This window comes from Microvirga arsenatis, from assembly GCF_009910705.1.
Taxonomy (GTDB): Bacteria; Pseudomonadota; Alphaproteobacteria; order Rhizobiales; family Beijerinckiaceae; genus Microvirga; species Microvirga arsenatis.
On record NZ_JAAAXJ010000010.1, the window covers coordinates 41,243 to 67,709 of the forward strand.

20 protein-coding genes, 4 tRNA genes and 1 pseudogene are annotated in these 26,467 nt (G+C 64.5%); 15 read left to right on the plus strand and 10 right to left on the minus strand.

The window, feature by feature from the left end:
• Positions 1 to 81 precede the first annotated feature (81 nt).
• The 4 genes and pseudogenes from GR303_RS25195 to GR303_RS17165 form a co-directional block, all read right to left on the minus strand.
• Entirely contained in the window at positions 82 to 2,517 is a 2,436-nt protein-coding gene (locus GR303_RS25195; RefSeq protein ID WP_161747589.1) for a putative Ig domain-containing protein, read from the minus strand.
• A 284-nt stretch (positions 2,518 to 2,801) separates the two neighbouring features.
• Positions 2,802 to 3,670 (minus strand): annotated as a pseudogene (locus tag GR303_RS17155) (HpcH/HpaI aldolase/citrate lyase family protein).
• Complete coding sequence (locus tag GR303_RS17160; RefSeq protein ID WP_161724227.1) at positions 3,670 to 4,149, minus strand: MaoC family dehydratase; 480 nt, start codon at positions 4,147 to 4,149, stop codon at positions 3,670 to 3,672. Before GR303_RS17160 ends, GR303_RS17155 begins: the two are co-directional and overlap by 1 nt.
• 56 nt (positions 4,150 to 4,205) lie before the next feature.
• On the minus strand, positions 4,206 to 4,979 hold the full coding sequence (locus tag GR303_RS17165) for an NAD kinase (protein ID WP_161724229.1): 774 nt from the start codon (positions 4,977 to 4,979) through the stop codon (positions 4,206 to 4,208).
• 49 nt (positions 4,980 to 5,028) lie between these two features.
• Here GR303_RS17165 and cutA point away from each other — a divergent pair, with 49 nt between their 5' ends.
• Entirely contained in the window at positions 5,029 to 5,355 is a 327-nt protein-coding gene (gene cutA, locus GR303_RS17170; RefSeq protein WP_161724231.1) for a divalent-cation tolerance protein CutA, read from the plus strand.
• Here cutA and GR303_RS17175 read toward each other — a convergent pair.
• Both GR303_RS17175 and GR303_RS17180 read right to left on the minus strand, forming a co-directional pair.
• Positions 5,352 to 6,338, minus strand: coding sequence for an MBL fold metallo-hydrolase (locus GR303_RS17175; RefSeq protein ID WP_161724233.1), 987 nt, complete (start codon positions 6,336 to 6,338; stop codon positions 5,352 to 5,354). The two genes, cutA and GR303_RS17175, sit on opposite strands and share 4 nt — an antisense overlap.
• A gap of 72 nt (positions 6,339 to 6,410) precedes the next feature.
• A complete protein-coding gene (locus GR303_RS17180) occupies positions 6,411 to 7,223 on the minus strand; it encodes a TrmH family RNA methyltransferase (protein WP_161724235.1) in 813 nt (270 codons plus the stop codon).
• A gap of 166 nt (positions 7,224 to 7,389) precedes the next feature.
• On the opposite strand from GR303_RS17180, the gene GR303_RS17185 reads away from it, so the two are divergent.
• A complete protein-coding gene (locus tag GR303_RS17185; RefSeq protein ID WP_161724237.1) occupies positions 7,390 to 7,560 on the plus strand; it encodes a hypothetical protein in 171 nt (56 codons plus the stop codon).
• 34 nt (positions 7,561 to 7,594) lie between these two features.
• Here the strand turns inward: GR303_RS17185 and GR303_RS17190 are convergent, their stop codons facing one another.
• Together GR303_RS17190 and GR303_RS17195 are read right to left on the minus strand one after the other, a co-directional pair.
• Positions 7,595 to 7,990 (minus strand): cupredoxin domain-containing protein, encoded by a 396-nt coding sequence (locus tag GR303_RS17190; RefSeq protein ID WP_161724239.1) that lies wholly within the window; start codon positions 7,988 to 7,990, stop codon positions 7,595 to 7,597.
• A 590-nt stretch (positions 7,991 to 8,580) separates the two neighbouring features.
• Positions 8,581 to 8,655 (minus strand) — tRNA-Thr (locus GR303_RS17195).
• Between the two features lie 140 nt (positions 8,656 to 8,795).
• On the opposite strand from GR303_RS17195, the gene GR303_RS17200 reads away from it, so the two are divergent.
• Entirely contained in the window at positions 8,796 to 9,098 is a 303-nt protein-coding gene (locus GR303_RS17200) for a hypothetical protein (protein ID WP_161724241.1), read from the plus strand.
• Between the two features lie 74 nt (positions 9,099 to 9,172).
• On the opposite strand, the gene GR303_RS17205 is transcribed toward GR303_RS17200, so the two are convergent.
• Positions 9,173 to 10,891, minus strand: coding sequence for an MFS transporter (locus tag GR303_RS17205; RefSeq protein WP_161724243.1), 1,719 nt, complete (start codon positions 10,889 to 10,891; stop codon positions 9,173 to 9,175).
• A gap of 235 nt (positions 10,892 to 11,126) precedes the next feature.
• Positions 11,127 to 11,951, minus strand: a complete 825-nt coding sequence (locus GR303_RS17210; RefSeq protein ID WP_161724245.1) for a TrmH family RNA methyltransferase — start codon at positions 11,949 to 11,951, stop codon at positions 11,127 to 11,129.
• A 191-nt stretch (positions 11,952 to 12,142) separates the two neighbouring features.
• Between GR303_RS17210 and GR303_RS17215 the strand changes: the two genes are divergently transcribed.
• The 12 genes from GR303_RS17215 (at position 12,143) to rpoC (ending at position 26,432) form a co-directional block, all read left to right on the plus strand.
• A tRNA-Tyr gene (locus GR303_RS17215) sits at positions 12,143 to 12,227 on the plus strand.
• Between the two features lie 17 nt (positions 12,228 to 12,244).
• Positions 12,245 to 12,318 (plus strand) — tRNA-Gly (locus tag GR303_RS17220).
• Between the two features lie 214 nt (positions 12,319 to 12,532).
• Positions 12,533 to 13,723, plus strand: coding sequence for an elongation factor Tu (tuf, locus tag GR303_RS17225; protein ID WP_161724247.1), 1,191 nt, complete (start codon positions 12,533 to 12,535; stop codon positions 13,721 to 13,723).
• A gap of 42 nt (positions 13,724 to 13,765) precedes the next feature.
• A tRNA-Trp gene (locus GR303_RS17230) sits at positions 13,766 to 13,842 on the plus strand.
• 165 nt (positions 13,843 to 14,007) lie between these two features.
• The gene (gene secE / locus GR303_RS17235; RefSeq protein WP_161724249.1) at positions 14,008 to 14,208 is read left to right on the plus strand and encodes a preprotein translocase subunit SecE; all 201 of its coding nucleotides are present in this window, start codon (positions 14,008 to 14,010) and stop codon (positions 14,206 to 14,208) included.
• 12 nt (positions 14,209 to 14,220) lie between these two features.
• A complete protein-coding gene (gene nusG / locus GR303_RS17240; RefSeq protein WP_161724251.1) occupies positions 14,221 to 14,754 on the plus strand; it encodes a transcription termination/antitermination protein NusG in 534 nt (177 codons plus the stop codon).
• Between the two features lie 173 nt (positions 14,755 to 14,927).
• Complete coding sequence (gene rplK / locus GR303_RS17245; RefSeq protein ID WP_027317294.1) at positions 14,928 to 15,356, plus strand: 50S ribosomal protein L11; 429 nt, start codon at positions 14,928 to 14,930, stop codon at positions 15,354 to 15,356.
• Positions 15,357 to 15,366: 10 nt separating this feature from the next.
• Positions 15,367 to 16,068 (plus strand): 50S ribosomal protein L1, encoded by a 702-nt coding sequence (gene rplA, locus GR303_RS17250; protein ID WP_161724253.1) that lies wholly within the window; start codon positions 15,367 to 15,369, stop codon positions 16,066 to 16,068.
• A 760-nt stretch (positions 16,069 to 16,828) separates the two neighbouring features.
• Positions 16,829 to 17,347: a 50S ribosomal protein L10 gene (gene rplJ / locus GR303_RS17255; protein ID WP_161724255.1), complete on the plus strand. Its 519-nt coding sequence runs from the start codon at positions 16,829 to 16,831 to the stop codon at positions 17,345 to 17,347.
• Between the two features lie 51 nt (positions 17,348 to 17,398).
• Positions 17,399 to 17,779, plus strand: coding sequence for a 50S ribosomal protein L7/L12 (gene rplL / locus GR303_RS17260; RefSeq protein ID WP_161724257.1), 381 nt, complete (start codon positions 17,399 to 17,401; stop codon positions 17,777 to 17,779).
• A gap of 243 nt (positions 17,780 to 18,022) precedes the next feature.
• Positions 18,023 to 22,153, plus strand: a complete 4,131-nt coding sequence (gene rpoB, locus GR303_RS17265; protein ID WP_161724259.1) for a DNA-directed RNA polymerase subunit beta — start codon at positions 18,023 to 18,025, stop codon at positions 22,151 to 22,153.
• A 103-nt stretch (positions 22,154 to 22,256) separates the two neighbouring features.
• On the plus strand, positions 22,257 to 26,432 hold the full coding sequence (rpoC, locus tag GR303_RS17270; protein WP_161724261.1) for a DNA-directed RNA polymerase subunit beta': 4,176 nt from the start codon (positions 22,257 to 22,259) through the stop codon (positions 26,430 to 26,432).
• The last annotated feature ends 35 nt before the right edge of the window (positions 26,433 to 26,467 follow it).

The window sequence follows — 26,467 nt, forward strand, 5'->3', positions numbered from 1 at the left end:
CCAATCCCATGAGAAAGCGCCCCGCGATGGCAGGTCGCGGGGCGCTTCGTTCGGAGAATCCACGGATCTGCCGAATTCGGCTTAGATCACGAAGAAGTCCTTGTGGGTGACGGCGAGGTGCTTGGCGAGGGTGGCGATCTCCACCGCCTTGCCCTTGCCCGAGCCGTCGGCGTCGTAGAGCAGCACGCCCTTCTTGGCATCGTAGATGACGTGGTCGTTCTTGTCCTTGGCGGCCGAGCCCTTGACGAAGTGGCCGCTCTTGAGCTGCGCCGGGCTGGCGTCCGTGCCCCTCGTGCCGAGCTTGGTGAACACCGCGTTGTCGAGCCAGAGGCTGTCGTCGCGCACGGTGAAGTCCGCGATCTTGTCCCTGTTCGCGGATTGGCTGGGCTTGGTGTCGAACACGAACACGTCCCGGCCGGCATCGCCCCGCAGGCTGTCGTGGCCAAAGCCGCCATAGACCGTGTCGTCCCCGCCGGCGCCGCTGATGGTATCCCTGCCGGCATCGGCCTTGAGGATATCGGAGGACGAGGAGCCGAGGACGGTTTCATTGATCCTGTTGCCGACCTCGATCAAGAAGGTTTCGTCATAGCTTGCATTCGCGGCATCCGTGACCCGGATCGTGACCGTGTGGGTGGTCGCCTGCTCGTGGTCGAGTCTGGAGCTGTCCTTGACCACCAGCCGGCCGTTCTGGATCGCGAAGCGCCCGCCGGCATCGTTCACGAGCGAGAAGGTGAGGGGGCCGCCATCCACGTCGGTGCCGGTGAGGGTGCCGATGGGCGTCCCGGCCCCGGCATTCTCCTCCACCCGGCCCTGGGACAGGGTGATGTCGTGCGGCGCGTCGTTGACCGGCCTGACCGACAACGAGAACGTGACCGAGGAGGCGAAGTCTCCGCCTTCGGATGAGACCTTCAGGCTGACGCTTCCGTTGAAGTTCCGTGGGGGCGTTCCCGAGAAGGTCCGGGTCGCCTCGTCGAAACTCAGCCAGGCCGGCAGGGCGGACCCGTCCGCGAGCGTCGCAACGAAGCCTGTGGCAGCCGCATCGAACACGCCTCTGGGAACCACAAAGGACCAGGGGCTGTCCTCGTCGATGGCCTGCGCAGGAAGGACATTGCCCTCCGCGAGCAGATCGTCGAGCGAACTGACCTGACCGTTGAACGAGATCCGTTCGACATTCGACAGGATATCGATGTCGGCCGAGCCCCCGCTCATGTCGGCGACCTGCACCCGCCCGTTGGACAGGCGCAGGAAGGAGAAGCCGTCGCGCGGGCCGTGGAGATAGTAGGTGTCGACATCGCCGCCGCCGTCGATGGCGTCCGAGCCATCGCCGCCAGTGAGAACGTCGTCGCCAGCGCCGCCGGAGATCTCGTCATTGCCAGCGCCGCCGTTCAGCCTGTCGGCACCGGCCTGGCCCTGCAGAGAGTCGTTGCCGTTCGTGCCCGTGCGCTCGAAGGGAGTCGTGATGTTCGGAACATCGGCCGTATCCAGCGTGTAGCCACTGGTGACGTTCGTGACCTGATTGGGAGCGTCTCCGTTCGGCCCGTCCGTGTCGACCGCACTGGGATTGGTCGCGACGATTTCATAGATCCCGTACTGAGCGGTGTCGATGCTGTTGCCGTAAACCGAAATCCCGGTTCCCGGCCCCTGGGTCTGGAGCATGATTCCGACGAAGCTGTCGGTCGTGCTGACGCCGGTGATCGTGTTGCCGTAAATGGCGAGATCGGTCGCGGTCGACGTGACGATGATGCCGGAGGAGGACGCATCAATCTTGGTATACCCGATGCCGGTGATCGTGTTGCCGGACACGTCACCGGTCACTCCATATCCAAGGTCGAGGCCGTTCTGAGCGATGGCATCGGTGTGGGTGCCCTCGATCTCGTTGTCACTGATGGTCACGTTGGCCTGACGAACGACGATGGCCGCCTTCTGGAAATCGGTGAAGCCGTTGCCGATTGCGGAGAAGGTGTTGTCCTTGTTCTCATCGTCATTGGTCACGACGACGGCCATGCCGGTTTGAACGCCGAAGTGACTCTCCTGCAGGTGAACGCCCTTCACGTCGGAATCCACGAGCGCGCCTGAGGAATTGTTGAAGAAGACACCTGCGAAGCCGGACCCGGCCGGCCTGGCGTCACCCTTTCCTGCACCGTCCACGGTGACGTTGAAGATCCTGACATTGCTGGAGTCGTCGACCGAGATCACGGCAGCCACGTCCGAACCCCAGTAATCCGAGCGCACGGCCGTCAGGGCGTCGGGGCAGGTGATCACAACGCCCGCGCCGGCGCCCCTGATCGTCAGGCCGTCGGCACCCTCGACCCTGACCTGCTCGGCATAGGTACCGGGTGCGACAAGGACGACTGCGCCGGCAGGCGCCTGCGCGGCGGCTTCCTGAATCGTCTGGTAGCCTCGCGCTGCATGATCGACCAAGAGGAAGGTTTGCCCCCCGTCCTCCACAGATCTCGTGCCGGCCGCGATTTGAGCGTCGTTTTGATACCAGGAACCTTCGCGGAATGTGATGGGCATCGTGTCTCCTCACTTGGCCGAACGGCCGAGTTTTGAACCGCACGCTGCAGCCCGGATCGGTTTCGCCGATGCCTGTCCTCGGTGCCGCGCGGCTAAGGGAGAGACAAAAAGCACAGGCGGCCAGGGCTGCCGGCCCTATATGGAGAGGAGATAACGTTTCTTGAACTACATGGATGGAGAGGGCCTGCCGATTTGATTCGGCATTGAGCCGGTGTTTCGCATGTGCCTAAAAGCGAACCCGTTGCCTATCCGGGTTCCGCTGCGGCCAGGATGGGATCCTGCCTCTACAGGCCGGCCCGCCTCAGCAGCCGCTCGGCGCGCAGCAGATGGGGGCGGTCCAGCATCTCCCCATTCACGCCGACGACCCCGGCGCCCGGATTGTTCCTGAAGGCCTCGATCACGGCTTGTGCCCGCTCAACGGCCTCCGGTGAGGGGGTAAAGGCCTCGTTGATGACGGGCACCTGGGCCGGGTGGATGGCCATCTTCGCCACGAAGCCGTCCCTCCGCGCGGCCCGGCATTCGGCTTCGAGCCCCGCCATGTCGCGGAAATTCGTAAAGACGGAATCCACCGCATCGACCCCTGCGGCGGCCGCGCCGAACAGGGTCAGGGAGCGGGCGAGCCGGTAGGGATCGGTATAGGCGCCGCTCTCGTCCCTGTTCGCTTCCGCGCCGAGATCCGCCGAGAGGTCCTCTCCGCCCCAGGTCAGACCCATCAGCCGGTGGCTCGCGCCGGCGAAGGTGCCCAGCGCGAAGACGCCGGCGGCGTTCTCGGTGCGATGGCCAGGATGCGGGTGGCGCCGTCCTCGAGGCCGAACTCCGCCTCGCGCACGGCAAGCTTGGCACCGAGATGCGCCACGTCCGCCCCGCCGACCGTCTTCGGCAGCACGATCCCATCGGGGCCTGCGCCCATCACCCCATCGAGATCGGCATCGATGAGGCCGGTGGTCAGGCCGTTGACGCGCACGAAGAGGCGCGGGCGCCCGGTCTTCGCCTGCTGCTCCCTCAGGAATTCGGAGGTGACCCGCCGCGCCTCCTCCTTGGCCGGGAGGGCGACCGAATCCTCCAGATCGATGAGGAGGATGTCGGCTCCGGACATCAGGCCCTTCTCCAGCTTCCTGGGGCTGTCCCCCGGCACGAAGAGCAGGGAGCGCATCAGGCGTTCCTCTTGCGCATGAAAGCCTGGCGGCGGCATTCGGCGACGAGGGTGCCGTCCTGCTTGTAGGCCCGGTGGATGAACTCGACGATGCCCGCATCCGGGCGCGACTTGGACTCGCGCTTCGCCACGATCTCGGTCGTGGCGTTGATCGTGTCGCCTTCGAAGACCGGCGCCGGGAACTTCACGTCCGTCATGCCGAGATTGGCGATGGTGGTGCCCACGGTGGTGTCGTTGACGGAGATGCCGATGAGAAGCCCCAGGGTGAACAGGGAGTTCATGAGCGGCTTGCCCCATTCCGTCTCCGTGGCGCAGAAATGCGCGTCGATATGGAGCGGCTGCGGGTTCAGGGTCATGTTGGAGAACAGCATGTTGTCCATCTGGGTCACCGTCCGGGTCAGGCGGTGCTTGATGGTGGTGCCGACGGTGAAATCCTCGAAATAGAGGCCGCCCCGCGGGTGCCTTGTCTCATCGTTCATGACGTTTACCTCACGCTGGTGTACGGCACACGGTTAAGCCCGTGCCTTCTGCTTTTTCAATAGCCGAACTGCTCCCGCAGGATGCGCTCGTCCAGGCTGTGGCCGGGATCGTGCAGCATCACGAGATCGACGCTGCGGTCCATCGAGACGTCGACGCGGGAGACGCTGCGGAACTCCGTGTGATCGGCCACGGCGCTCACGGGCCGGTTCTCCGCCTCCAGAACCTCGACCTGGATCTTGGCATAATCGGGCAGCAGGGCGCCGCGCCAGCGTCGCGGGCGGAAGGCGGAGATCGGGGTCAGGGCAAGCAGCGGCGCGTTCAGCGGCAGGATGGGGCCGCCGACGGACAGGTTGTAGGCGGTCGATCCGGCGGGTGTCGCCACCAGGGTACCGTCGGCGATGAGCTCGGGAATCCGCACGCGGTTGTCGACGCTCACCCGCAGCTTGGCCGCCTGATAGGTCTGGCGCAGCATGGAGACCTCGTTGATCGCCCGCGCCGTATGGGCCACCCCGTGCACGTCCCAGGCCACCATCAGCAGCGGGTGGACCACGCTGCGCTCGGCCGCCTCGAGCCGCTCGTAGAGGTCGTCCTCCCGAAAGTCGTTCATCAGGAAGCCGACCGTGCCCTTGTTCATGCCGTAGATGGGCTTGGCCGTGCCCATGAAGGTGTGAAGGCTCTGCAGCATCAGTCCATCGCCGCCAAGGGCCACGATGACGTCCGCCTCCTCGGGGGAGACGTGGGCATACCGGTCCTGGAGGGCCTTGAGCGCGCTCTGAGCGTCAGGGGCGCTGCTGGCCACGAATGCGATGCTGTTGAAACGGCGGGCCATGCCCAGTTACCCTCGCTGCGTCCGACCGGATGCGGAGGAAAGGCATAGCATGGATCGCCCACTTCTCGTCTATACGACCTTTCCCGATGTGGACACCGCCCTGTCCATCGGGGAGGGGCTCGTCCGCGACGGGCTGATTGCCTGCATCAACGTGCTGCCGGGCATGCGCTCGGTCTATTCCTGGAAAGGTGCCATCGAGCAGGGGCAGGAGGCGGTTGCGATCCTGAAGACCCGCAAGGGACTGCAGGACGAGGTGAGCCGGGCGCTCAAGGAACGGCACCCTTACGAAACGCCGGTCGTGCTCTTCATCGAGCCGACCGGCGGAGATGCGGCCACCCTGGAGTGGCTGTTCACGGAAACGGAAGGCCGGGATTAGACGGCCGGGCTCCACTGGACCGGAACGAACCGGAAGCCGTTGCCGTCCTTGGCGACGTGGCCCGTGCCCGGGAAGGGAGCGTGATAGAAGGCGACCTGCGCCCGCTCGGAGGCCGCCATGTCGAGCAGGCGGCGGCGCGTGGCGCGGGCCTGATCGGCATCCATGTCGAACACGGCCGACCAGTCCGGGTTGCGCACGAACAGGGCCGGGTGGTTCGTGGTGTCGGACATGATCATCAGCTTGCCGTTGCCGGAAGAGAGCATGTAGACCGTATGGCCGGGGGTGTGCCCAGGGGCCGCGACGGCCGTGAGGCCGGGCACGACCTCCTTGTCCATCTCGTAGCGCTTCACGTTGGAGGCGATGGGGCCGAACACGCGGCGCACGCCCTGGAAGGCGCCCTTCATGGCCTCCGGCGCCTGGTTCATGCGGGCGTCATCCATCCAGAAGGCCCATTCCGCGGCTGGCACCATCACTTCCGCGTTGGGGAACACGGCGGTGCCGTCCTTGAGCCGCAGGCCGTTGATGTGGTCGCCGTGGAAATGGCTGATGACGACCGCGTTCACCTGGGCGGGATCGAAGCCGGCAGCGCGGAAATTAGCCATCCAGCGGCCGGAGGTCGGCGCGCCCATGTCGCCGTTGCCGGTGTCGATCAGGGTCAGGCTGCCACCCTGGTTGAGCACGAGGGTGTTGAAGGCGATCGGCAGCGCACTGGTGGGCAGGAAGGCCTCCTGCATCGCCTGCTGCACCTGGGACAGCTCCGCATTGCGGACGAAGCCTTCCAGAGGGCGCTGGGCGAAGCCGTCATTGATGGCCGTCACCTCAATGTCCCCGACCTTGTAACGGTAGAAGCCCGGAGCCTGCCGTGTGCCGGTTCCCTGAACCGGAGCAGGGGCTGCAGGGGTGGTTTGTGCCAAGGCGGGACCTCCGAGGGGAGCGGCGGCAAGGGCGGTGCTGGCAAGAACGGTGCGTCGCGTGATGGTCATGAGCGTCTCCAGACAAGGGAGGAAAAACCTAGAACGGCCAAGCCTGGACGCAAGGGAGCAGCCTTTCACAAGTCAGAGAGCGGGATCGTGCTCCGCGCGGGTGAGATGGTGCAGGGCGATGCCGCTCGTGGTGGCGACGTTCAGGGAGTCGAAGCCGCCGCTCATGGGGATGGACACGGTCCGGGTTTCCGCCAGCACATCCTCCGGCAGCCCCGGCCCCTCGGCTCCCAGCAGGAGAGCGGTTCGCCGGGAGGGCCGCACCTGCGAGAGAACCTCACGGCCTGAGGGGGAAAGGGCAATCACCTCGAAGGACGCAGCCTTGAGAGCTGTCATGAGGGCGATTCCCGACGCCGCGCGGGCAAACGGCACCACGAGGGCTCCCCCGACCGAGACGCGGATCGCCTTGCGATAGAGCGGGTCGCAGGTCTCCCGGTCGAGCAGGACCGCATCGGCTCCAAAAGCGGCGGCATTGCGAAAGATGCCGCCCACATTGTCGTGGTTCGTCAGGCCGATCAGCCCGACGACGAGAGCCCTGGCGGGCAGGCTGTCCAAGAGGGCCTCGGCGGAGGGCATGGGCGGACGCTTGGCAACGGCCAGAATGCCCCTGTGGATCGGAAAGCCTACGATCGTGTCCATCACCGTCCGGTTCGCGCTGTAGACGGGAACCTCGGGGGAGAGCAGGGCAAGGAGGTCGGCCAAGCCTTCGGCGCGGCCCTCCGCGAGAAGGAGCGATTCGATCTCGAACCGAGGCTGCCGGACCAGAACCCGCAGCACCACTTCGCCTTCGGCCACAAAACGGTTCTGGCGTCCGACGAGGTCGCGCTCCCTGACAGCCCGATAGGCTTCGATCCGGGGATCGTCGGCATCTGTGATGAGGATCGGCATGGGGTGCGCTGAAGCTCCGGGCACATCTGGTGGACCGGCTCCCATCGAGGCGGCCTGCCGCCCTGCCTAAGCAAAGACTTTCGGCGGAACAACGACTTTCCATGCCGGTTAGCCCTTCGAAGAACGGCAGGGCCGCATCCGTCGGCTTTGCGGAGGGAGACGTACGATGTGGGATATCGCCGATGGTTGGGTCTGGGCGCTGGTCATCGTCGGAGGGCCGTTGCTGATCGGCATCTTCATGGCCGTTTTCAGCCGCCGCCGCAGGCTGACCCAGAACGAGCGCAAGGTCGCGGACCAGGTGGCGCACGAGAACTGGGGCAAGGAGCGGGTCCGCTAGGGTCGTTCCTTCCTCGACTTTGCCCAAGCCTGCCTCAGTTCACCGTGATGCTGCCGACCATGCCGAACCCGGCGTGCAGGAAATGGGTGCAGGTCACGCCGTAGACTCCTGCCGCCGGAACGAGGCTGACGATGCGGCTCTGACTGGGGCCGAGCTCCACGGCTCCGTTGGCAATTGCGCTTCCGTCCGACGGATGGATCCGGGCCGCCGCGAAAAAGCCCGGCGCCGAAAAATTGTGGCCTCCGGAGCCCCTGTTCACGAATCGAAGCCGGTAGGCTTGGCCCTGTCGCAGGTTCAGTCTTGCCGGGCTAAATGCGAAATCGGTGAGAACCACGTCGATCTGCTGGGTCTTGGGACGCGGCTGGGCGGCGGCGGATGCGGCGAGGCCGAGGCTGCAAGCCAGAGCGCAGGCTCCCAGCAGCGATTTCATCGAAAGCCTCCCCTGATCCGATAGGGTCTCATTCCATCTCTGATAGAGAATACGCATCAAAAGCCATCAAACGGTCGCCGGCCTGCCTGCTGGAAGGCTTGCTCGCTCAATCGGAAGGGCCAGCCAGTTCCCGTGACAGCCGTGCTGTCATAACGCAGACAACTACGGCCGATGCTACCGCAGCCGAGCCCAGCACATGGAGCAGGAACGGTTCCAAGTCTGCCTCCAGTAGGATCCGGACATGAGCCTAACCCACGGTGGCACAGGGCATCGATTGGGCAGGTGAGCTACTCCGGCCGATGCTTCTGAGCGAGAGATCGGATGTACGGGTCCAGGTCGACTTGCGCTGGCGGGTAAGAAGCTCCCAACATCGGTAGTCTTTCGGGTTAATCCCTTGTGATTACTCCCTCTGAGGGATTAATTCACGATGCGGATCGCAGGCAGAGGTCCTCATGAATGCCCGGCAGGGACGCACGTCTCGTCAGCAAGGCGACATTGCGGCAGAAGGCAGTAGAGCCTCGCTCGCCCGGTTAAGACCGGTCGCTAAATGCTTAATTTAACTCGTAAATAATACCCCGGATGGGGATGTATGGTGCCGGTGGAGAGGATCGAACTCCCGACCTTCGGTTTACAAAACCGCTGCACTACCGCTGTGCTACACCGGCTGGACGACATGGGCTGAGGTAGCAGCATGCCGAGCGGGACGCAAGTTCCACACAAACGTAAACATTAAGTGTCCCAGCACACCGAAACCAAGCCCAGATTCTGGAATTGTCAGCCCAACAGAACTCAAGGAGTTGGTGTGATGATCACGGTAGGGGCTTCCCTTTCCACAAAGGTTCCGGCTCGTCTCGGCCTCAAGGCTCTCGCTCTCCTCACGGCCATGGCCGGTCTTGCGGCCGGTTCGGTTCAGGCCGCTCCGGCGAGCCAAGTATCGGCGGCCAAGCCGGTCAAGGAGCAGGTGACGCCAGTTGCGGCCAAGGACGTCGAGACCACCTCGTCCGTGCGGAGCGGCGACGGCCAGGGTGCCTATTGCGACGTGTCGCGCAAGCGCCTCTTCGTCGAGGGCGAGGGCTGGATCGTCCGGCGCGTGACGACCTGCTATTGAACGATTGCCGACAGCCTCAACGAAAAGCCCCGCCGTGAGGCGGGGCTTTCCTTGTTTCGGACCTGACCCGAAGCTTAGCGCCTCGCGGCGGTGCCCTCGAAGGTCATGATATCCCGGTCCTTGGTCTCCGGCACGAAGAGCAGGCCGACCACGAAGGTCACCAGGGCGATCACGATCGGATACCACAGGCCGTAGTAGATATCGCCGGTGGCCGCCACCATCGCGAAGGCGGTGGGAGGCAGCAGGCCGCCGAACCAGCCGTTGGCGATGTGGTAGGGCAGGGACATCGCGGTGTAGCGGATACGGGTGGGGAAGAACTCCACCAGGGCCGCCGCGATGGGGCCGTAGACCATGGTGACGTAGATCACCAGGATGGTCAGGATGCCGATGGCCTTCAGGGCCTGGGCATTTCCGAGGGCATCGAAGAAGCCGCCGACCTTCAGGATGGTCGGATCGCCAGCCTTCGGATAGCCCGCTTCGCCAGCCGCGGCCGTGAAGGCCGTGATGTTGGCCGGAATGGCCGGAGCGATCGGGGCTTCCTTGCCATTGAAGGTCACCTTGACGGGCGAGCCAGCCGGAGCCGGGACAAGCTCGTACTTGACCGCCGAGCGGGCCAGGGCCACGCGGGCGATGTCGCACGGTGCGGTGAAGGTGCGGATGCCGACAGGATCGAACACCGAGCCGCAGGTGGCCGGATCAGCCACAACCTGGACCTTCGCGGTCTCAAGCGCTTGGTTGAGGCGAGGGCTGACCACGTTCGTGAGTGCGCCGAAGAGCGGGAAGTAGGTGATCGCCGCGATCAGGCAGCCGCCGAGAATCACCGGCTTGCGGCCGATCTTGTCCGACAGCGCGCCGAAGAACACGAAGCCGCCGGTGCCCAGGATCAGCGACCAGGCGATGAGCACGTTCGAGGTGAGCAAGTCGACCTTCAGGATGCTCTGGAGGAAGAACAGGGCATAGAACTGGCCCGTGTACCACACCACGGCCTGACCGATCGCAAGGCCGATCAGCGCAATGAGCACCATCTTCACGTTGCTCCACTGACCGAACGCCTCTTTCAGGGGAGCCTTCGACTGGGTGCCCTCTTCCTTCATCTTCTGGAAGGCAGGCGATTCGTGCATCTGGAGACGAATCCAGACCGAAATGCCGAGCAGCACCACCGAAAGAAGGAACGGAATGCGCCAGCCGGCAATCGGCCAGCCCTCGCCCGTCTGGAAGCCCTGCTCGCCCATCCATACGCGGAGCGTGAGGATGACCACGAGGGACAGAAGCAGGCCGACGGTTGCGGTGATCTGGATGAAGCTGGTGTAGAAGCCGCGACGGCCGACCGGGGCGTGCTCGGCCACATAGACCGCAGCGCCGCCGTACTCGCCGCCCAGAGCCAAGCCCTGAAGCATGCGTAGTGCGATCAGAATGACGGGAGCAATCCAGCCGATCTGGTTGTAGCTGGGCAGCAGGCCGACCAGGAAGGTCGAGAAGCCCATGATCAGGATCGTGACCAGGAAGGTGTATTTCCGGCCGACGAGGTCGCCGATGCGGCCGAAGAAGATGGCGCCGAAGGGACGAACCAGGAAGCCCGCCGCGAAGGCCAGGAGGGCGAAGACGTTACGGGTCGTCACGTCGAAGGCGGAGAAGAACTGCGCGCCGATGATCGTGGCGAGAGAGCCGTAGAGATAGAAGTCGTACCATTCGAAGACGGTGCCGAGGGAGGAGGCCAGGATGACCTTTCTCTCCTCTCGTGTCATCGGCCGCGGTGCGGCGGCCGAGTGCGGCGTAGTTGCTGCTGTTGCCATAGGGTTCCCTTCCATTGATGTGCCCGGTGATCCGGGTTCTAGGCCTGGAGCCCGCATCGCAGACTCTTGAGCCAAGGCATCGTGACTGCCGAGGCAGCCATGAATCCATCGCTGGGGAGGCTAACTCCGGCCTGTCTTTCCACAATTCCCAATTGGTATTTGCGACTTCCGTCTAAGAGGCCGCGAGCTTGGGGGAATATGCTTTTGCTGACAGGTGCTTAGAGGAGCGGCCGCGCTAGCGGCCCGTGCCCTTCGCGGCGCCTTTGATCACAGCATATAAGGATATCGCTGCGGCATTCGACACGTTCAGGCTCTTGATGGCTCCCGGCATGTCGAGGCGGCCGATCACGTCGCAGCATTCCCGGGTCCTCTGGCGCAGCCCCTTGCCCTCCGAGCCCAGCACGAGCACGGCCGGCATGGCGATCGGGAGTTCGTCGAGATTGGCCTCGCCCGATGAATCGAGCCCGATTCGCTGGAATCCGCGCTCGCCGAGCGCCGTCAGGGTGTCGCCCAGGTTCCGCACGATCATGAAGGGAACATGCTCAAGGCCGCCGGAGGCCGACTTGGCCAGCACGCCCGTGGCGGCCGGGCTGTGACGGGCCGTCGTGATGATCGCCTCCACGTCGAAGGCCGCCGCCGTGCGCACGATGGCGCCGACATTGTGCGGATCCGTGATCTGGTCCAGGGCCAGAACCATGCGCTTGCCGCTCAAGGTATCCACGGACGGAGAGGGCAGGGGATCAGCCTCGGCGTAGAGCCCCTGGTGGACCGCATCCGGCTCCAGGAGGCGGTTGATCTCGTCGGGCCGCACGATTTCCGGTTCGAGGGGCAGCGGAGCGTTAAGCTCCTCGCTCAGACGGCGGGCCGAGTTCTCCGTTGCGAGGAGGCGCCGGATCGTGCGCCTGCCGTTGCGTAATGCTTCAACGACGGGATGCCAGCCGTAAAGAACGGTGGTTTCGATCTCGAAACTGGGGCGCCGGGCTTGGGGATCGCGGCGGCCCGGCTTCCCGCGGGGGCGTTGGAAGGAGGGCTTGCGGGTAGGGAAGGGGCGCTCGCTCATGCTCTTCGGCTCTCGTGAATGAAGGGAGGGCCATAGCACAGGGCGCGCGCATAAACGACCGCTCGATTTGGCTGCGCTTTGAGGTTGACACCGGCCGTCCGGGTCACCATAAGAGCGCCACGGAACGCCGAGCCACGGGCGGAGCGCTCCGCAGAACTGCCTAGACGCTTTGCGTTCGGGTTGGGTTCTCAGGGGGAATGTCCCGAGCGGCAAAGGGGGCGGACTGTAAATCCGCTGGCTATGCCTTCGTAGGTTCGAGTCCTACTTCCCCCACCATCCAATCCGCAGGGGATGCGGGTGTAGCTCAATGGTAGAGCAGCAGCCTTCCAAGCTGAATACGGGGGTTCGATTCCCCTCACCCGCTCCACCTCCTGCCCCGCTTGCAAATCTGGTTCGCGGCTCCCTTATACAGGCCGACCCCGCCAGGTTATAAGGTGTTGGACGTTCCGGTCCCGGCAGGGTGGGGTCGGATTATCCGGCATCAGGTTCTGGAAGATCGAAATTCGCTCTTGCGCAAAGAGCATAACCGCAATATCGGACGCCTGGGTTTTTTGTTCCTGGCCTATGTAAGGTAGAGATCAATGGCGAAGGAAAAGTTTGAGCGGACGAAGCCGCACTGCAACATTGGGACGATTGGTCACGTTGACCATGGCAAGACGTCTCTGACGGCGGCGATTACGAAGGTTCTGGCGGAGTCGGGCGGGGCGACGTTTACGGCCTACGACCAGATCGACAAGGCTCCGGAGGAGAAGGCGCGCGGGATCACGATCTCGACGGCGCACGTGGAGTACGAGACCACGAACCGGCACTATGCGCACGTGGACTGCCCCGGCCACGCCGACTACGTGAAGAACATGATCACGGGCGCGGCGCAGATGGACGGCGCGATCCTGGTGGTGTCGGCGGCCGACGGCCCGATGCCGCAGACCCGCGAGCACATCCTTCTGGCGCGCCAGGTGGGCGTGCCGGCGCTGGTGGTGTTCATGAACAAGGTCGACATGGTGGACGACGCCGAGCTGCTCGACCTGGTGGAGCTGGAGGTGCGCGAGCTTCTGTCGAAGTACGACTTCCCCGGCGACGACATTCCGATCGTGAAGGGCTCGGCCCTGTGCGCTCTGGAGGACCGCCAGCCTGAGATCGGCCGCGACGCGGTGCTCAAGCTGATGGCCGAGGTGGACCGTTACATCCCGCAGCCGGAGCGTCCGGTGGACCAGCCGTTCCTGATGCCGATCGAGGACGTGTTCTCGATCTCGGGCCGCGGCACGGTGGTGACGGGCCGCGTCGAGCGCGGCATCATCAAGGTGGGCGAGGAAGTGGAGATCGTGGGCCTGCGCGACACGCAGAAGACCACGGTGACGGGCGTCGAGATGTTCCGCAAGCTGCTCGACCAGGGCCAGGCGGGCGACAACGTGGGCGTTCTGTTGCGCGGCACGAAGCGCGAGGACGTGGAGCGCGGCCAGGTGCTGTGCAAGCCGGGCTCGATCCGTCCGCACACGAAGTTCAAGGCCGAGGCCTACATCCTGACGAAGGAAGAGGGTGGCCGTCACACGCCGTTCTTTGCCAACTACCGTCCGCAGTTCTACTTCCGCACGACGGACGTGACGGGCGTGGTGAAGCTGCCGGAGGGCACCGAGATGGTGATGCCGGGCGACAACATCACCATGGAGGTGGAGCTGATTGCCCCGATCGCCATGGAGGAGAAGCTGCGCTTCGCCATCCGTGAGGGCGGCCGCACCGTCGGCGCCGGCGTCGTCGCCGCCGTCATCGACTGATAAGATCCAGGCGGCGGGTTTCCGCCGCCTGTTGACCGCCGGAGGAGTGTAGCTCAATCGGCTAGAGCACCGGTCTCCAAAACCGGGGGTTGGGGGTTCGAGTCCCTCCACTCCTGCCAGCGGTCGACAAAGCGGGCGTTTTGCTCTAAAGAGCGCCCCGCAGATGGTTTGAACAGGCGGCGCGAGGCTTGAAAAAGCAGCCTCGCGCCCCTTCAATTTGGGCGCAAGCGTGCCCTCAGAGGACGCCCGGAGCCGCCCATAGGGCGGTGCGGGCGCGAGTTGAAATGGCGAAGACGAACCCGTTCGATTTCATACAGCAGGTCCGCTCGGAAGCCGCGAAGGTGACCTGGCCGACGCGCAAGGAGACCATGATCACGACCGCGATGGTGTTCGTGATGGTGGTGCTTGCGAGCATCTTCTTCCTGGTCGTGGACCAGGTGATCGGCTGGGGCGTCCGCTCGGTGCTCCTTGGTCTCGGCGGTTAAGGGTTGGATGCAATGACGAAGCGTTGGTACATCGTCCACGCCTACTCGAACTTCGAGAACAAGGTGGCCCAGTCGATCAAGGACCAGGCGGCGCAGCGCGGCCTAGAGGACAAGTTCGACGAGGTCATGGTGCCCACCGAGAAGGTGGTCGAGGTGCGCCGCGGCCGCAAGGTCGATACGGAGCGCAAGTTCTTCCCGGGCTATGTCCTGGTGAAGTGCGACCTGACGGACGAGGTCTACCACCTCATCAAGAATACGCCGAAGGTGACGGGCTTCCTGGGTGCCGACAAGTCCAAGCCGGTTCCGATTCCGGATCGCGAGGCCGAGCGGATCAAGGGCCAGGTGGCTGAGGGTGTCGACCATCCCAAGCCTTCCGTCAGCTTCGAGATCGGCGAGCAGGTCCGTGTGTCCGACGGTCCGTTCGCGTCCTTCAACGGCGTGGTCGAGGAAGTCGATCATGGCCGGGCCCGCCTCAAGGTGGCGGTGTCCATCTTCGGCCGCGCGACGCCGGTCGAGCTCGAATACGGTCAGGTCGAGAAGATCTGATCCGTTCGAAGGCGGCTCCTGTCTAGGCAGGCCGCCTTCCGGCCCCGCAGAGGGGCCTTCATCCGCGGGAGGCCTGCCCAGTCGCCAGCTGGGCTTCACCAGGCCGCACCGCGATCTGCAACTGCCATGCCGTTCGGTTGGCGCCGGGCGGGTGGTCCATTGGGAGCAGTCCTATGGCAAAGAAAATTGCGGGCTACGTTAAGCTTCAAGTGCCCGCCGGCGCGGCCAACCCGTCGCCGCCGATCGGTCCGGCGCTGGGTCAGCGCGGCCTGAACATCATGGAATTCTGCAAGGCCTTCAACGCGAAGACCGCGCAGATGGAGAAGGGCACCCCGATCCCGGTGATCATCACCGCGTATCAGGACCGTTCCTTCACCTTCGAGATGAAGCAGCCCCCGGTCTCGTACTTCCTCAAGAAGGCCGCGAAGATCGACAAGGGGTCGCAGACCCCCGGCAAGGGCGGCACCGTCGGCCGCGTGACCCGCGACCAGATCCGCGAGATCGCCGAGAAGAAGATGGTCGATCTCAACTGCGACACCGTGGAATCCGCCATGGCCATGATCGAGGGCTCCGCGCGCTCGATGGGCATGGAAGTGGCGTAAGGAGAGCATGATGGCTGCCAAGGAAGCTAAGCGCATCCGCGCCGCCCGAGAGGGCATCGACGCCACCAAGCTTTACGCTATCCAGGACGCGGTGAAGCTGGTCAAGGAACGCGCCAAGGCGAAGTTCGACGAGACGATCGAGGTTTCCATGAACCTCGGCGTCGACCCCCGCCACGCCGACCAGATGGTCCGCGGCGTCTGCAACCTGCCGAACGGCTCCGGCCGGACGGTCCGCGTGGCCGTGTTCGCCCGCGGCGCCAAGGCCGACGAGGCCAAGGCGGCCGGTGCCGACGTGGTGGGCGCCGAGGACCTCTTCGAGGTCGTCAACGGCGGCACGATCGACTTCGACCGCTGCATCGCCACCCCTGACATGATGCCGCTCGTCGGCCGTCTCGGTAAGGTTCTGGGCCCGCGCGGCCTGATGCCGAACCCGAAGGTCGGAACGGTCACCATGGACGTCCGCGGCGCCGTCGAGGCCGCCAAGGGCGGCGCGGTCGAGTTCCGCGTCGAGAAGGCCGGCATCGTTCATGCCGGCGTCGGCAAGGCCTCCTTCGACGAGGGCAAGCTGGTGGAGAACATCAAGGCCTTCGCCGATGCCGTCGCCAAGGCCAAGCCCACCGGCGCCAAGGGCACCTACATCCAGCGCGTGGCGATCTCCTCGACGATGGGTCCTGGCGTGAAGGTCGATCCCGCGTCGGTGATCGGCGGCTGATCTGCCCGTCAGAAAAATCAGAAGCCCGGCATCCACTGCCGGGCTTTTTCCATTTTGCTGCCCTCTTGAACCCGGTGCCCGTGCTCCTCACATTGTTACAGACAATGGCCTAGAGACATAATGAGCATCTTCGACTGGATCGGCTCTGTCGCTGCAGGTGCTAAGCTGATAGGCCCCCTCATCGCCCTTGGCCTGATCTTCTGTGGGATTTGACGATTCGAAGCCTCAGGCGAAAGAGGAAGTGGTTTTAACACCAGCCGTGCTGCCGAGTGTCTCCTCCTGAGCTGGGCTTTTGGCTGCCTGTGGTGGGGCGCCACAAAAACCTTAAGACTTATACCTCCCTGCCCCTTGGCAAGGGGGCGAAAAGGAGGTATAGGGCTTCTTTGAGTTTCCAACATATGCCGAGACTCCGCTTTTGCGCGGGTTTCTGGCTGCGAATCCGTCCCGGAGACGGGGCGGTGACAAGCCGGCGAGCCAAAGGGTGACCTTTGGCGCGTTCCGGCTATGTCCTGTCCGAGACTGCAGGTGCCGGCTTTGCCGGTTTAATTCGAAAGGGCCTGCATAGACGGGGAAGCCGAGTTTTCCATCCGCTAACGCGGATGAAGGGAGTCGGTTCGAACCATCTCACCCGGTGCGCCGTCAGGCGTCATTCGGTGGACAGGGCTTGCGAGAGCGTCGTTCGAGGATGCTCCGGGCGCAAGCTCGGGCCTTGAACGGCAAATGCAACCGGCGGATTGTTCCGCCAACCGGAGAGAGCCCAGTGGAAAGAGCAGCAAAGCGCGAGCTCGTCTCGACTCTCAACGACGTGTTCAGCACCACGAGCGTTGTTGTTGTCGCCCACTATGCTGGCCTCACGGTCGCCGACATGCAGAAGCTGCGCACGCAGATGAAGCAGGCCGGCGCCACCGTGAAGGTCGCGAAGAACCGCCTCGCCAAAATCGCTCTCGAAGGCACGGACGTCGCGTCCATCTCGGGCCTCATGAAAGGTCCGACCCTGATCGCTTACTCGAGCGATCCGGTCGCGGCGCCCAAGGTCGCTGTCGATTTCGCCAAGGGTAACGACAAGCTCGTGATCCTCGGCGGTGCGATGGGCACGACCGCTCTGAACGTGGACGGGGTGAGGGCGCTTGCCACCATGCCGTCTCTCGACGAACTGCGCGCCAAGCTGGTCGGCCTTGTCCAGGCTCCGGCCACGAAGATCGCGCAGCTCAGCACGGCGCCGGCGGCAAAGCTCGCCCGCGTGTTCGGAGCCTATGCCAAGAAAGACGAAGCGGCGTGAGGCCGTAACCTCAATCACTAACCTGTTCGAACCGAACTTAAGGATCCTAAAATGGCTGATCTTGCCAAGCTCGTTGACGATCTTTCGTCGCTGACCGTTCTCGAAGCCGCTGAACTCGCGAAGATGCTCGAAGAGAAGTGGGGCGTTTCCGCTGCCGCGGCCGTGGCCGTTGCTGCTGCTCCCGGCGCCGGTGGCGCTGCTGCCGCTCCGGTCGAGGAGAAGACCGAGTTCACGGTCGTTCTCGCTGCCGCCGGCGACAAGAAGATCGAGGTCATCAAGGAAGTCCGTGGCATCACGGGCCTGGGCCTGAAGGAAGCTAAGGACCTCGTCGAAGGTGCGCCGAAGCCTGTTAAGGAAGGCGTTGCCAAGGACGAGGCCGAGAAGATCAAGGCGACCCTCGAGAAGGTCGGCGCCAAGGTCGAGCTTAAGTAATTTTGCGGCCGCAAGGCTGCAGGGTTACCCCCGAGAATTCGGGGCCAAAACACGCGGTCCCAGGCGGTTTTGCCTGGGGCCGTTGTGTCGTCAAAGAGGGCAGCCTCTGCGACGACGCCTCCAAGGGTCCGCAATGGACCCGTCATCTTGCGGTTAGCGGGCGGCTCAAGCCGCCGGACGGCTAATCGAGGCTCCTGAGCCTCCAGGGTTCTCGATTAGCCGTGTATGAGGAACGAGGTCCAGATGGCCAACACACTGATCGGCCGGAAGCGCATTCGCAAGTTCTTCGGAAAAATCAAGGAAGTGGCGGAGATGCCGAACCTCATCGAGGTTCAGAAGGCATCCTACGACCAGTTCCTGATGGTCGAAGAGCCAAAGGGCGGCCGGCCGGAAGAGGGCTTGCAAGCCGTCTTCAAATCGGTTTTCCCGATTTCGGACTTTTCGAATACTGCCCTGCTCGAGTTCGTGAAGTACACGTTCGAGCCGCCGAAATACGACGTGGACGAGTGCCGCCAGCGGGGCATGACCTTCGCTGCGCCGCTCAAGGTCACGCTGCGCCTCATCGTGTTCGATGTGGACCCGGATACCGGTGCCCGCTCCGTGAAGGACATCAAGGAGCAGGACGTCTACATGGGCGACATGCCGCTCATGACCGACAACGGCACCTTCATCGTGAACGGCACCGAGCGCGTGATCGTCTCGCAGATGCACCGTTCGCCGGGCGTGTTCTTCGACCACGACAAGGGCAAGACGCACTCCTCCGGCAAGCTGCTGTTCGCCGCCCGCATCATCCCCTATCGCGGTTCCTGGCTCGACATCGAGTTCGACGCCAAGGACATCGTCTACGCGCGCATCGACCGCAAGCGTAAGATCCCGGTCACGTCGCTGCTCTACGCTCTGGGCCTCGACGGCGAGGAGATCCTCAACACCTTCTACAATCGCATCGTCTATACCCGCGACGGCGACGCTTGGTCCGTGCCGTTCGATGCGGAGCGCATGAAGGGCTTCAAGGCCTCCGTTGACCTGATCGACGCCAAGAGCGGCGAGGTCGTTCTCGAGGCCGGCAAGAAGCTGACGGCGCGTGCCGCCCGCCAGCTCGCCGAGAAGGGCCTCAAGAACCTGCGCGCCACGGACGAGGACCTTTACGGCCAGTACATCTCGGAAGACCTCGTGAATCCGTCCACCGGCGAGATCTATGCCGAGGCGGGCGACGAGATCACCGAGAAGCTGCTGAAGGGTCTGGAGGAGGCCGGGTTCACCGAGATCCCGGTACTCGACATCGACCACGTCACCGTCGGTCCCTACATCCGCAACACGCTGGCGATCGACAAGGCTTCCTCCCGTGAGGACGCCCTGTTCGACATCTACCGCGTCATGCGTCCGGGCGAGCCGCCGATCCTCGAGACGGCGGAGGCGATGTTCAACTCGCTGTTCTTCGACCCCGAGCGCTACGACCTCTCTGCGGTCGGCCGCGTGAAGATGAACATGCGCCTCGACCTCGATGCCGAGGACACCGTGCGCACCCTCCGTCGCGAGGATATCCTCGCGGTGACGAAGGCGCTCGTGGACCTGCGCGACGGCAAGGGCGAGATCGACGACATCGACCATCTCGGCAACCGCCGCGTGCGGTCGGTCGGTGAGCTCATGGAGAACCAGTACCGCCTTGGCCTGCTCCGCATGGAGCGCGCGATCAAGGAGCGCATGTCGTCGGTCGACATCGATACCGTCATGCCGCAGGACCTGATCAACGCGAAGCCTGCGGCCGCCGCCGTGCGCGAGTTCTTCGGTTCCTCGCAGCTCTCGCAGTTCATGGACCAGACCAACCCGCTCTCCGAGGTCACGCACAAGCGCCGTCTCTCGGCCCTTGGCCCGGGCGGCCTGACCCGCGAGCGCGCCGGCTTCGAGGTGCGCGACGTGCACCCGACGCATTACGGCCGCATCTGCCCGATCGAGACGCCGGAAGGCCCGAATATCGGTCTGATCAACTCGCTGGCCACCTTCGCTCGCGTCAACAAGTACGGCTTCATCGAGACGCCGTTCCGGCGCGTGCGCGACAGCCGCGTGACGGACGAGGTGATCTACCTCTCGGCCATGGAAGAGGCGAAGTACAACATCGCCCAGGCCAACTCGCCGCTTGATGCCAACGGCACCCTGACGGAAGAGCTGGTGATCTGCCGTCGCGCCGGTGACAACATCGTCGTGTCGCCGGATCGCGTGGACCTCATGGAGGTGTCGCCGAAGCAGCTCGTGTCGGTTGCCGCCGCGCTCATCCCGTTCCTCGAGAACGACGACGCGAACCGCGCTCTCATGGGCTCGAACATGCAGCGTCAGGCCGTGCCCCTGGTTCAGGCGGATGCTCCCTTCGTCGGCACCGGCATGGAAGCGGTCGTGGCCCGCGATTCGGGCGCTGCCATCGCGGCCCGCCGCACCGGCGTGGTCGACCAGGTGGACGCGACCCGTATCGTGATCCGCGCGACGGAGAACAACGATCCGACCCGTCCGGGCGTCGACATCTACCGCCTGCAGAAGTTCCAGCGCTCCAACCAGTCGACCTGCATCACGCAGAAGCCGCTGGTCCGCGCCGGCGACCTCGTGCGCAAGGGCGACATCATCGCCGACGGTCCCTCGACCGAGTACGGCGAGCTGGCGCTCGGCCGGAACGTGCTCGTCGCGTTCATGCCGTGGAACGGCTACAACTTCGAAGACTCGATCCTGCTCTCCGAGCGGATCGTGAAGGAAGACGTCTTCACCTCGATCCATATCGAGGAGTTCGAGGTGATGGCCCGCGACACGAAGCTGGGTCCTGAGGAAATCACGCGCGACATTCCGAACGTGTCGGAAGAGGCGCTGAAGAACCTCGACGAGGCCGGCATCGTCTACATCGGTGCCGAGGTTCATGCGGGCGACATCCTCGTCGGCAAGATCACGCCGAAGGGCGAGAGCCCCATGACGCCGGAAGAGAAGCTTCTGCGCGCCATCTTCGGCGAGAAGGCCTCCGACGTCCGCGATACCTCGCTGCGCGTGCCCCCGGGCGTGACCGGCACCATCGTGGAAGTCCGCGTCTTCAACCGTCACGGCGTCGACAAGGACGAGCGCGCTCAGGCCATCGAGCGCGAGGAGATCGAGCGTCTCGCGAAGGACCGCGACGACGAGCAGGCGATCCTCGACCGCAACACCTATGCGCGCCTGGCCGAGATCCTCACCGGCAAGAGCGCCGTTGCGGGCCCCAAGGGCTTCAAGAAGGATACGAAGATCACCCGCGAGCTCCTCAACGAGCATCCGCGGTCGCAGTGGTGGCAGTTCGCGGTCGAGGACGATGCTCTGATGACCGAGATCGAGGCCATGCAGAAGCAGTACGACGAGTCCAAGAAGCGCCTTGAGCAGCGCTTCCTCGACAAGGTCGAGAAGCTTCAGCGCGGCGACGAGCTCCCGCCCGGCGTCATGAAGATGGTCAAGGTCTTCGTGGCCGTGAAGCGCAAGATCCAGCCCGGCGACAAGATGGCCGGCCGTCACGGCAACAAGGGTGTCGTGTCGCGCATCGTTCCCATCGAGGACATGCCGTTCCTCGAGGACGGCACGCATGCGGACATCGTGCTCAACCCGCTGGGCGTGCCGAGCCGCATGAATGTCGGCCAGATCCTGGAGACCCACCTCGGCTGGGCCGCCGCCGGCCTCGGCAAGCAGGTTGCTCAGGCCGTCGACGCCTACATGAAGTCCGGCAAGTCGCAGGCTCTGCGCGAGCAGCTCGTCTCGATCTACGGCGACCTGCCGGAGATCAAGCAGGCTTCTGACGAGGAGCTGGTCGAACTCGGCAACAAGCTGCGCCGCGGCGTTCCCTTCGCGACCCCCGTCTTCGACGGCGCGAAGGAGGCGGACATCGAGGCCATGCTCGCCAAGGCAGGCCTCGATCCGTCGGGTCAGGTGACGCTCTACGACGGACGCACCGGCGAGCCGTTCGACCGCAAGGTGACTGTGGGCTACATCTACATGCTGAAGCTCCACCACCTCGTGGACGACAAGATCCACGCCCGCTCCATCGGCCCCTACAGCCTCGTCACCCAGCAGCCCCTGGGCGGCAAGGCCCAGTTCGGCGGCCAACGCTTCGGCGAAATGGAGGTGTGGGCACTGGAGGCTTACGGCGCCGCCTACACGCTTCAGGAAATGCTCACGGTCAAGTCGGACGACGTGGCCGGCCGCACGAAGGTCTACGAGGCCATCGTCCGTGGCGACGATACCTTCGAGTCGGGCATCCCGGAGAGCTTCAACGTTCTCGTGAAGGAAATGCGTTCGCTCGGCCTGAACGTGGAGCTGACCAGCTCCAAGCGCGCCGCCAACGAGCCGGGGCAGCTGCCTCCCTCGGAGGCTGCGGAGTAAGCCGCGCTTTGAATTTGAGGTTTGGCCGCGGCGATGATGCCGCGGCCCCATGCAATTGCCGGTGAGGGTGCTTATCTAGCGCCCTCCAGCCCAGGAGACGGCGATGAATCAAGAGGTCATGAATCTCTTCAACCAGACGGCCCAGCCGCAGAGCTTCGATCAGATCAAGATCTCGATCGCGAGCCCTGAGAAGATTCTGTCCTGGTCCTACGGCGAGATCAAGAAGCCTGAGACCATCAACTACCGCACGTTCAAGCCGGAGCGCGACGGCTTGTTCTGCGCGCGCATCTTCGGCCCGATCAAGGATTACGAGTGCTTGTGCGGCAAGTACAAGCGCATGAAGTACAAGGGCGTCATCTGCGAGAAGTGCGGCGTCGAGGTGACGCTCGCCCGCGTCCGTCGCGACCGCATGGGCCACATCGAACTCGCCGCCCCAGTCGCCCACATCTGGTTCCTCAAGTCCCTGCCGAGCCGCATCGGTCTGCTGCTCGACATGACCCTGAAGGACCTTGAGCGGATCCTCTATTTCGAGTCCTACATCGTCGTCGATGCGGGCCTGACGCCTCTCAAGGACCGTCAGCTCCTCACCGAGGAGGAGTACATCCGCGCTCAGGACGAGTACGGCGAGGACTCGTTCACGGCCATGATCGGCGCGGAGGCCATCCGCCGGATCCTGCAGGAGCTCGATCTCGAGAAGACCGCGCAGGAGATCCGCGAGGAGATCGCGGTCACCACGTCCGAGCTGAAGCCGAAGAAGCTCATGAAGCGCCTCAAGATCATCGAGGCCTTCCTCCAGTCGGGCAACAAGCCCGAGTGGATGATCATGACGGTCGTCCCGGTGATCCCGCCGGATCTGCGCCCGCTCGTGCCTCTGGACGGCGGCCGCTTCGCGACCTCGGATCTGAACGATCTCTACCGCCGCGTCATCAACCGCAACAACCGCCTGAAGCGGCTCATGGAGCTGCGTGCGCCGGACATCATCGTCCGCAACGAGAAGCGCATGCTTCAGGAGGCGGTCGACGCCCTGTTCGACAACGGCCGCCGCGGCCGCGTCATCACCGGTGCCAACAAGCGTCCGCTGAAGTCGCTCGCCGACATGCTCAAGGGCAAGCAGGGCCGCTTCCGCCAGAACCTCCTCGGCAAGCGCGTGGACTACTCGGGCCGTTCGGTCATCGTGGTGGGTCCCGAACTCAAGCTGCACCAGTGCGGCCTGCCGAAGAAGATGGCGCTCGAGCTCTTCAAGCCGTTCATCTACGCCAAGCTGGATGCCCGCGGCCTCTCCGCCACGGTCAAGCAGGCGAAGAAGCTCGTCGAGAAGGAGAAGCCCGAGGTCTGGGATATCCTGGACGAGGTCATCCGCGAGCACCCGGTGCTCCTGAACCGCGCTCCGACGCTCCACCGCCTGGGCATCCAGGCCTTCGAGCCCACCCTCATCGAGGGCAAGGCGATCCAGCTGCACCCGCTCGTCTGCGCCGCCTTCAACGCGGACTTCGACGGCGACCAGATGGCCGTCCACGTGCCGCTCTCGCTCGAGGCGCAGCTCGAAGCCCGCGTGCTGATGATGTCCACCAACAACATCCTGCACCCGGCGAACGGTCAGCCCATCATCGTGCCCTCGCAGGACATCGTTCTGGGCCTCTACTATCTCTCCATCGTCTCCGACGGCCAGCCCGGCCAGGGCAAGGCCTTCGCCGACATGGGCGAGATCGAGCATGCGCTGCACGAGAAGGTGATCACGCTCCACACCAAGATCCGCTACCGCTGGCAGGGTGTTGGCGAGGACGGCCAGCCGGTCACCAAGATCTATGACACGACCCCGGGCCGCGTGATGCTCTCGCGCCTCCTGCCGAAGCATCCCGCTCTCTCCTTCGACGTCGTGAACAAGCTCATGACGAAGAAGGAGATCTCCAACATGATCGATGCCGTCTACCGGCATTGCGGTCAGAAGGAGTCGGTGATCTTCTGCGATCGCATCATGGGGCTGGGCTTCTACAATGCGTTCAAGGCCGGCATCTCGTTCGGCAAGGACGACATGGTAATCCCGGAGAACAAGTGGTCCATCGTCGAGGAGACCCGCGCGCTCGTGAAGGATTACGAGCAGCAGTACCAGGATGGTCTCATCACCCAGGGCGAGAAGTACAACAAGGTCGTCGACGCCTGGGCGAAGTGCTCGGACCGCCTTGCGGCCGAGATGATGAACCGCATCTCGACGGTGCAGAAGGACGATCAGGGCCGCGACAAGCCGGTCAACTCGATCTACATGATGTCCCATTCGGGCGCCCGCGGTTCGCCGGCCCAGATGAAGCAGCTCGCAGCCATGCGCGGCCTCATGGCCAAGCCGTCGGGCGAGATCATCGAGACGCCGATCATCTCGAACTTCAAGGAAGGCCTCGACGTGCTCGAGTACTTCAACTCGACCCACGGTGCCCGTAAGGGCCTGGCCGACACCGCGCTCAAGACCGCGAACTCGGGTTATCTGACCCGCCGTCTCGTGGACGTGGCGCAGGATGCGGTCATCCGCGAGGCGGATTGCGGTACCGAGAAGGGCATCAAGATGCGTGCCATCATCGACGCCGGCCAAGTGGTCGCGTCGCTGGCTTCCCGCATCCTTGGCCGTTCGACGGCCGAGGATCTGGTGGCCCAGGATGGCACCGTCATCGTTCCGAAGGGCACGATGATCGAGGAGCATCACCTCGAGGCGATCGGCGCTGCCGGTATCCAGGAGGTGAAGATCCGCTCGGTGCTCGTCTGCGAGTCGAAGAACGGCGTCTGCGCGACCTGCTACGGCCGAGATCTGGCCCGGGGCACCCCGGTCAATTTCGGCGAGGCTGTGGGCGTCATCGCGGCGCAGTCCATCGGCGAGCCCGGCACGCAGCTCACCATGCGTACCTTCCACATCGGCGGTGCGGCTCAGATTGCCGACTCGTCCTTCATCGAGTCGAGCTTCGAGGGCACGATCGGGTTCCGCAACAAGAACATTGCGCGCAACTCCGACGGCGATCTCGTCGTCATGGGCCGCAACGTGGCTGTCGTGATCACCGGTCCGGACGGCACCGAGCGTGCGGTTCACCGCCTGCAGTACGGCTCCCGCCTGAAGGTGGACGAGGGCGACACGATCAAGCGCGGCCAGCGCATCGCCGAGTGGGATCCGTATTCCCGTCCGATCCTCACCGAGGTCGATGGCACGGTGGGTTACGAGGATCTCGTGGACGGCGCGTCGATGATCGAGTCGATGGACGAGTCCACCGGCATCGCCAAGCGCGTGGTCATCGACTGGCGCGGCTCGGCCCGTACGGCCGACCTGCGCCCGGCGGTGGTCGTGCAGGGTGCCGGCGGCAAGGTGGCCAAGCTCGCCCGTGGCGGCGATGCCCGCTACCTCCTGCCCGTGGACGCGATCCTCGCGGTCGATCCCGGCTCCAAGGTCAAGGCCGGCGACGTTCTCGCCCGCGTCTCGACCGAGAGCGCCAAGACCCGCGACATCACGGGCGGTCTGCCGCGCGTGGCGGAGCTGTTCGAGGCCCGTCGTCCGAAGGACGCAGCCATCATCGCGGAGAAGTCCGGCACGATCCAGTTCGGCCGCGACTACAAGAGCAAGCGTCGCCTGACGCTGAACCCGCACGATGGCTCCGAGCCGGTGGAGTACCTGATCCCGAAGGGCAAGCACATCCATCTGCAGGACGGCGACGTGGTCGAGGTCGGCGATTTCATCGTCGACGGCAACCCGGCGCCGCACGACATCCTGGCGATCAAGGGCGTCGAGGAGCTGGCGGCCTACCTCGTGAACGAGATCCAGGAGGTCTATCGCCTCCAGGGCGTGCTGATCAACGACAAGCACATCGAGGTGATCGTTCGCCAGATGCTGCAGAAGGTCGAGATCACCGAGGGCGGCGACTCCGAGCTGCTCGCCGGCGAGCAGGTGGATCGCCTCGAGTTCGAGGAGATCAACGAGCGTCTCGTGGCCGAGAAGAAGAAGCCCGCCGAAGGCGTGCCCGTTCTGCTCGGCATCACCAAGGCCTCGCTGCAGACCCGCTCCTTCATCTCGGCGGCGTCCTTCCAGGAGACCACCCGCGTCCTGACGGAGGCGGCGGTCAACGGCAAGGTCGATACCCTCGAGGGCCTCAAGGAGAACGTCATCGTCGGCAGCCTGATCCCGGCCGGCACCGGTGCGCTCACCGCTCAGATCAAGGCCGTGGCAGCCCGCCGCGACGAGCTGATCCTGCAGCAGAAGCGCGCCGAGTCCCAGGCTCAGGTGAACGAGTTGCCCCCGGCGGCCGAATAAGCTGCAAAGACCCCGTAAGAACGAAAAGGCCGCCT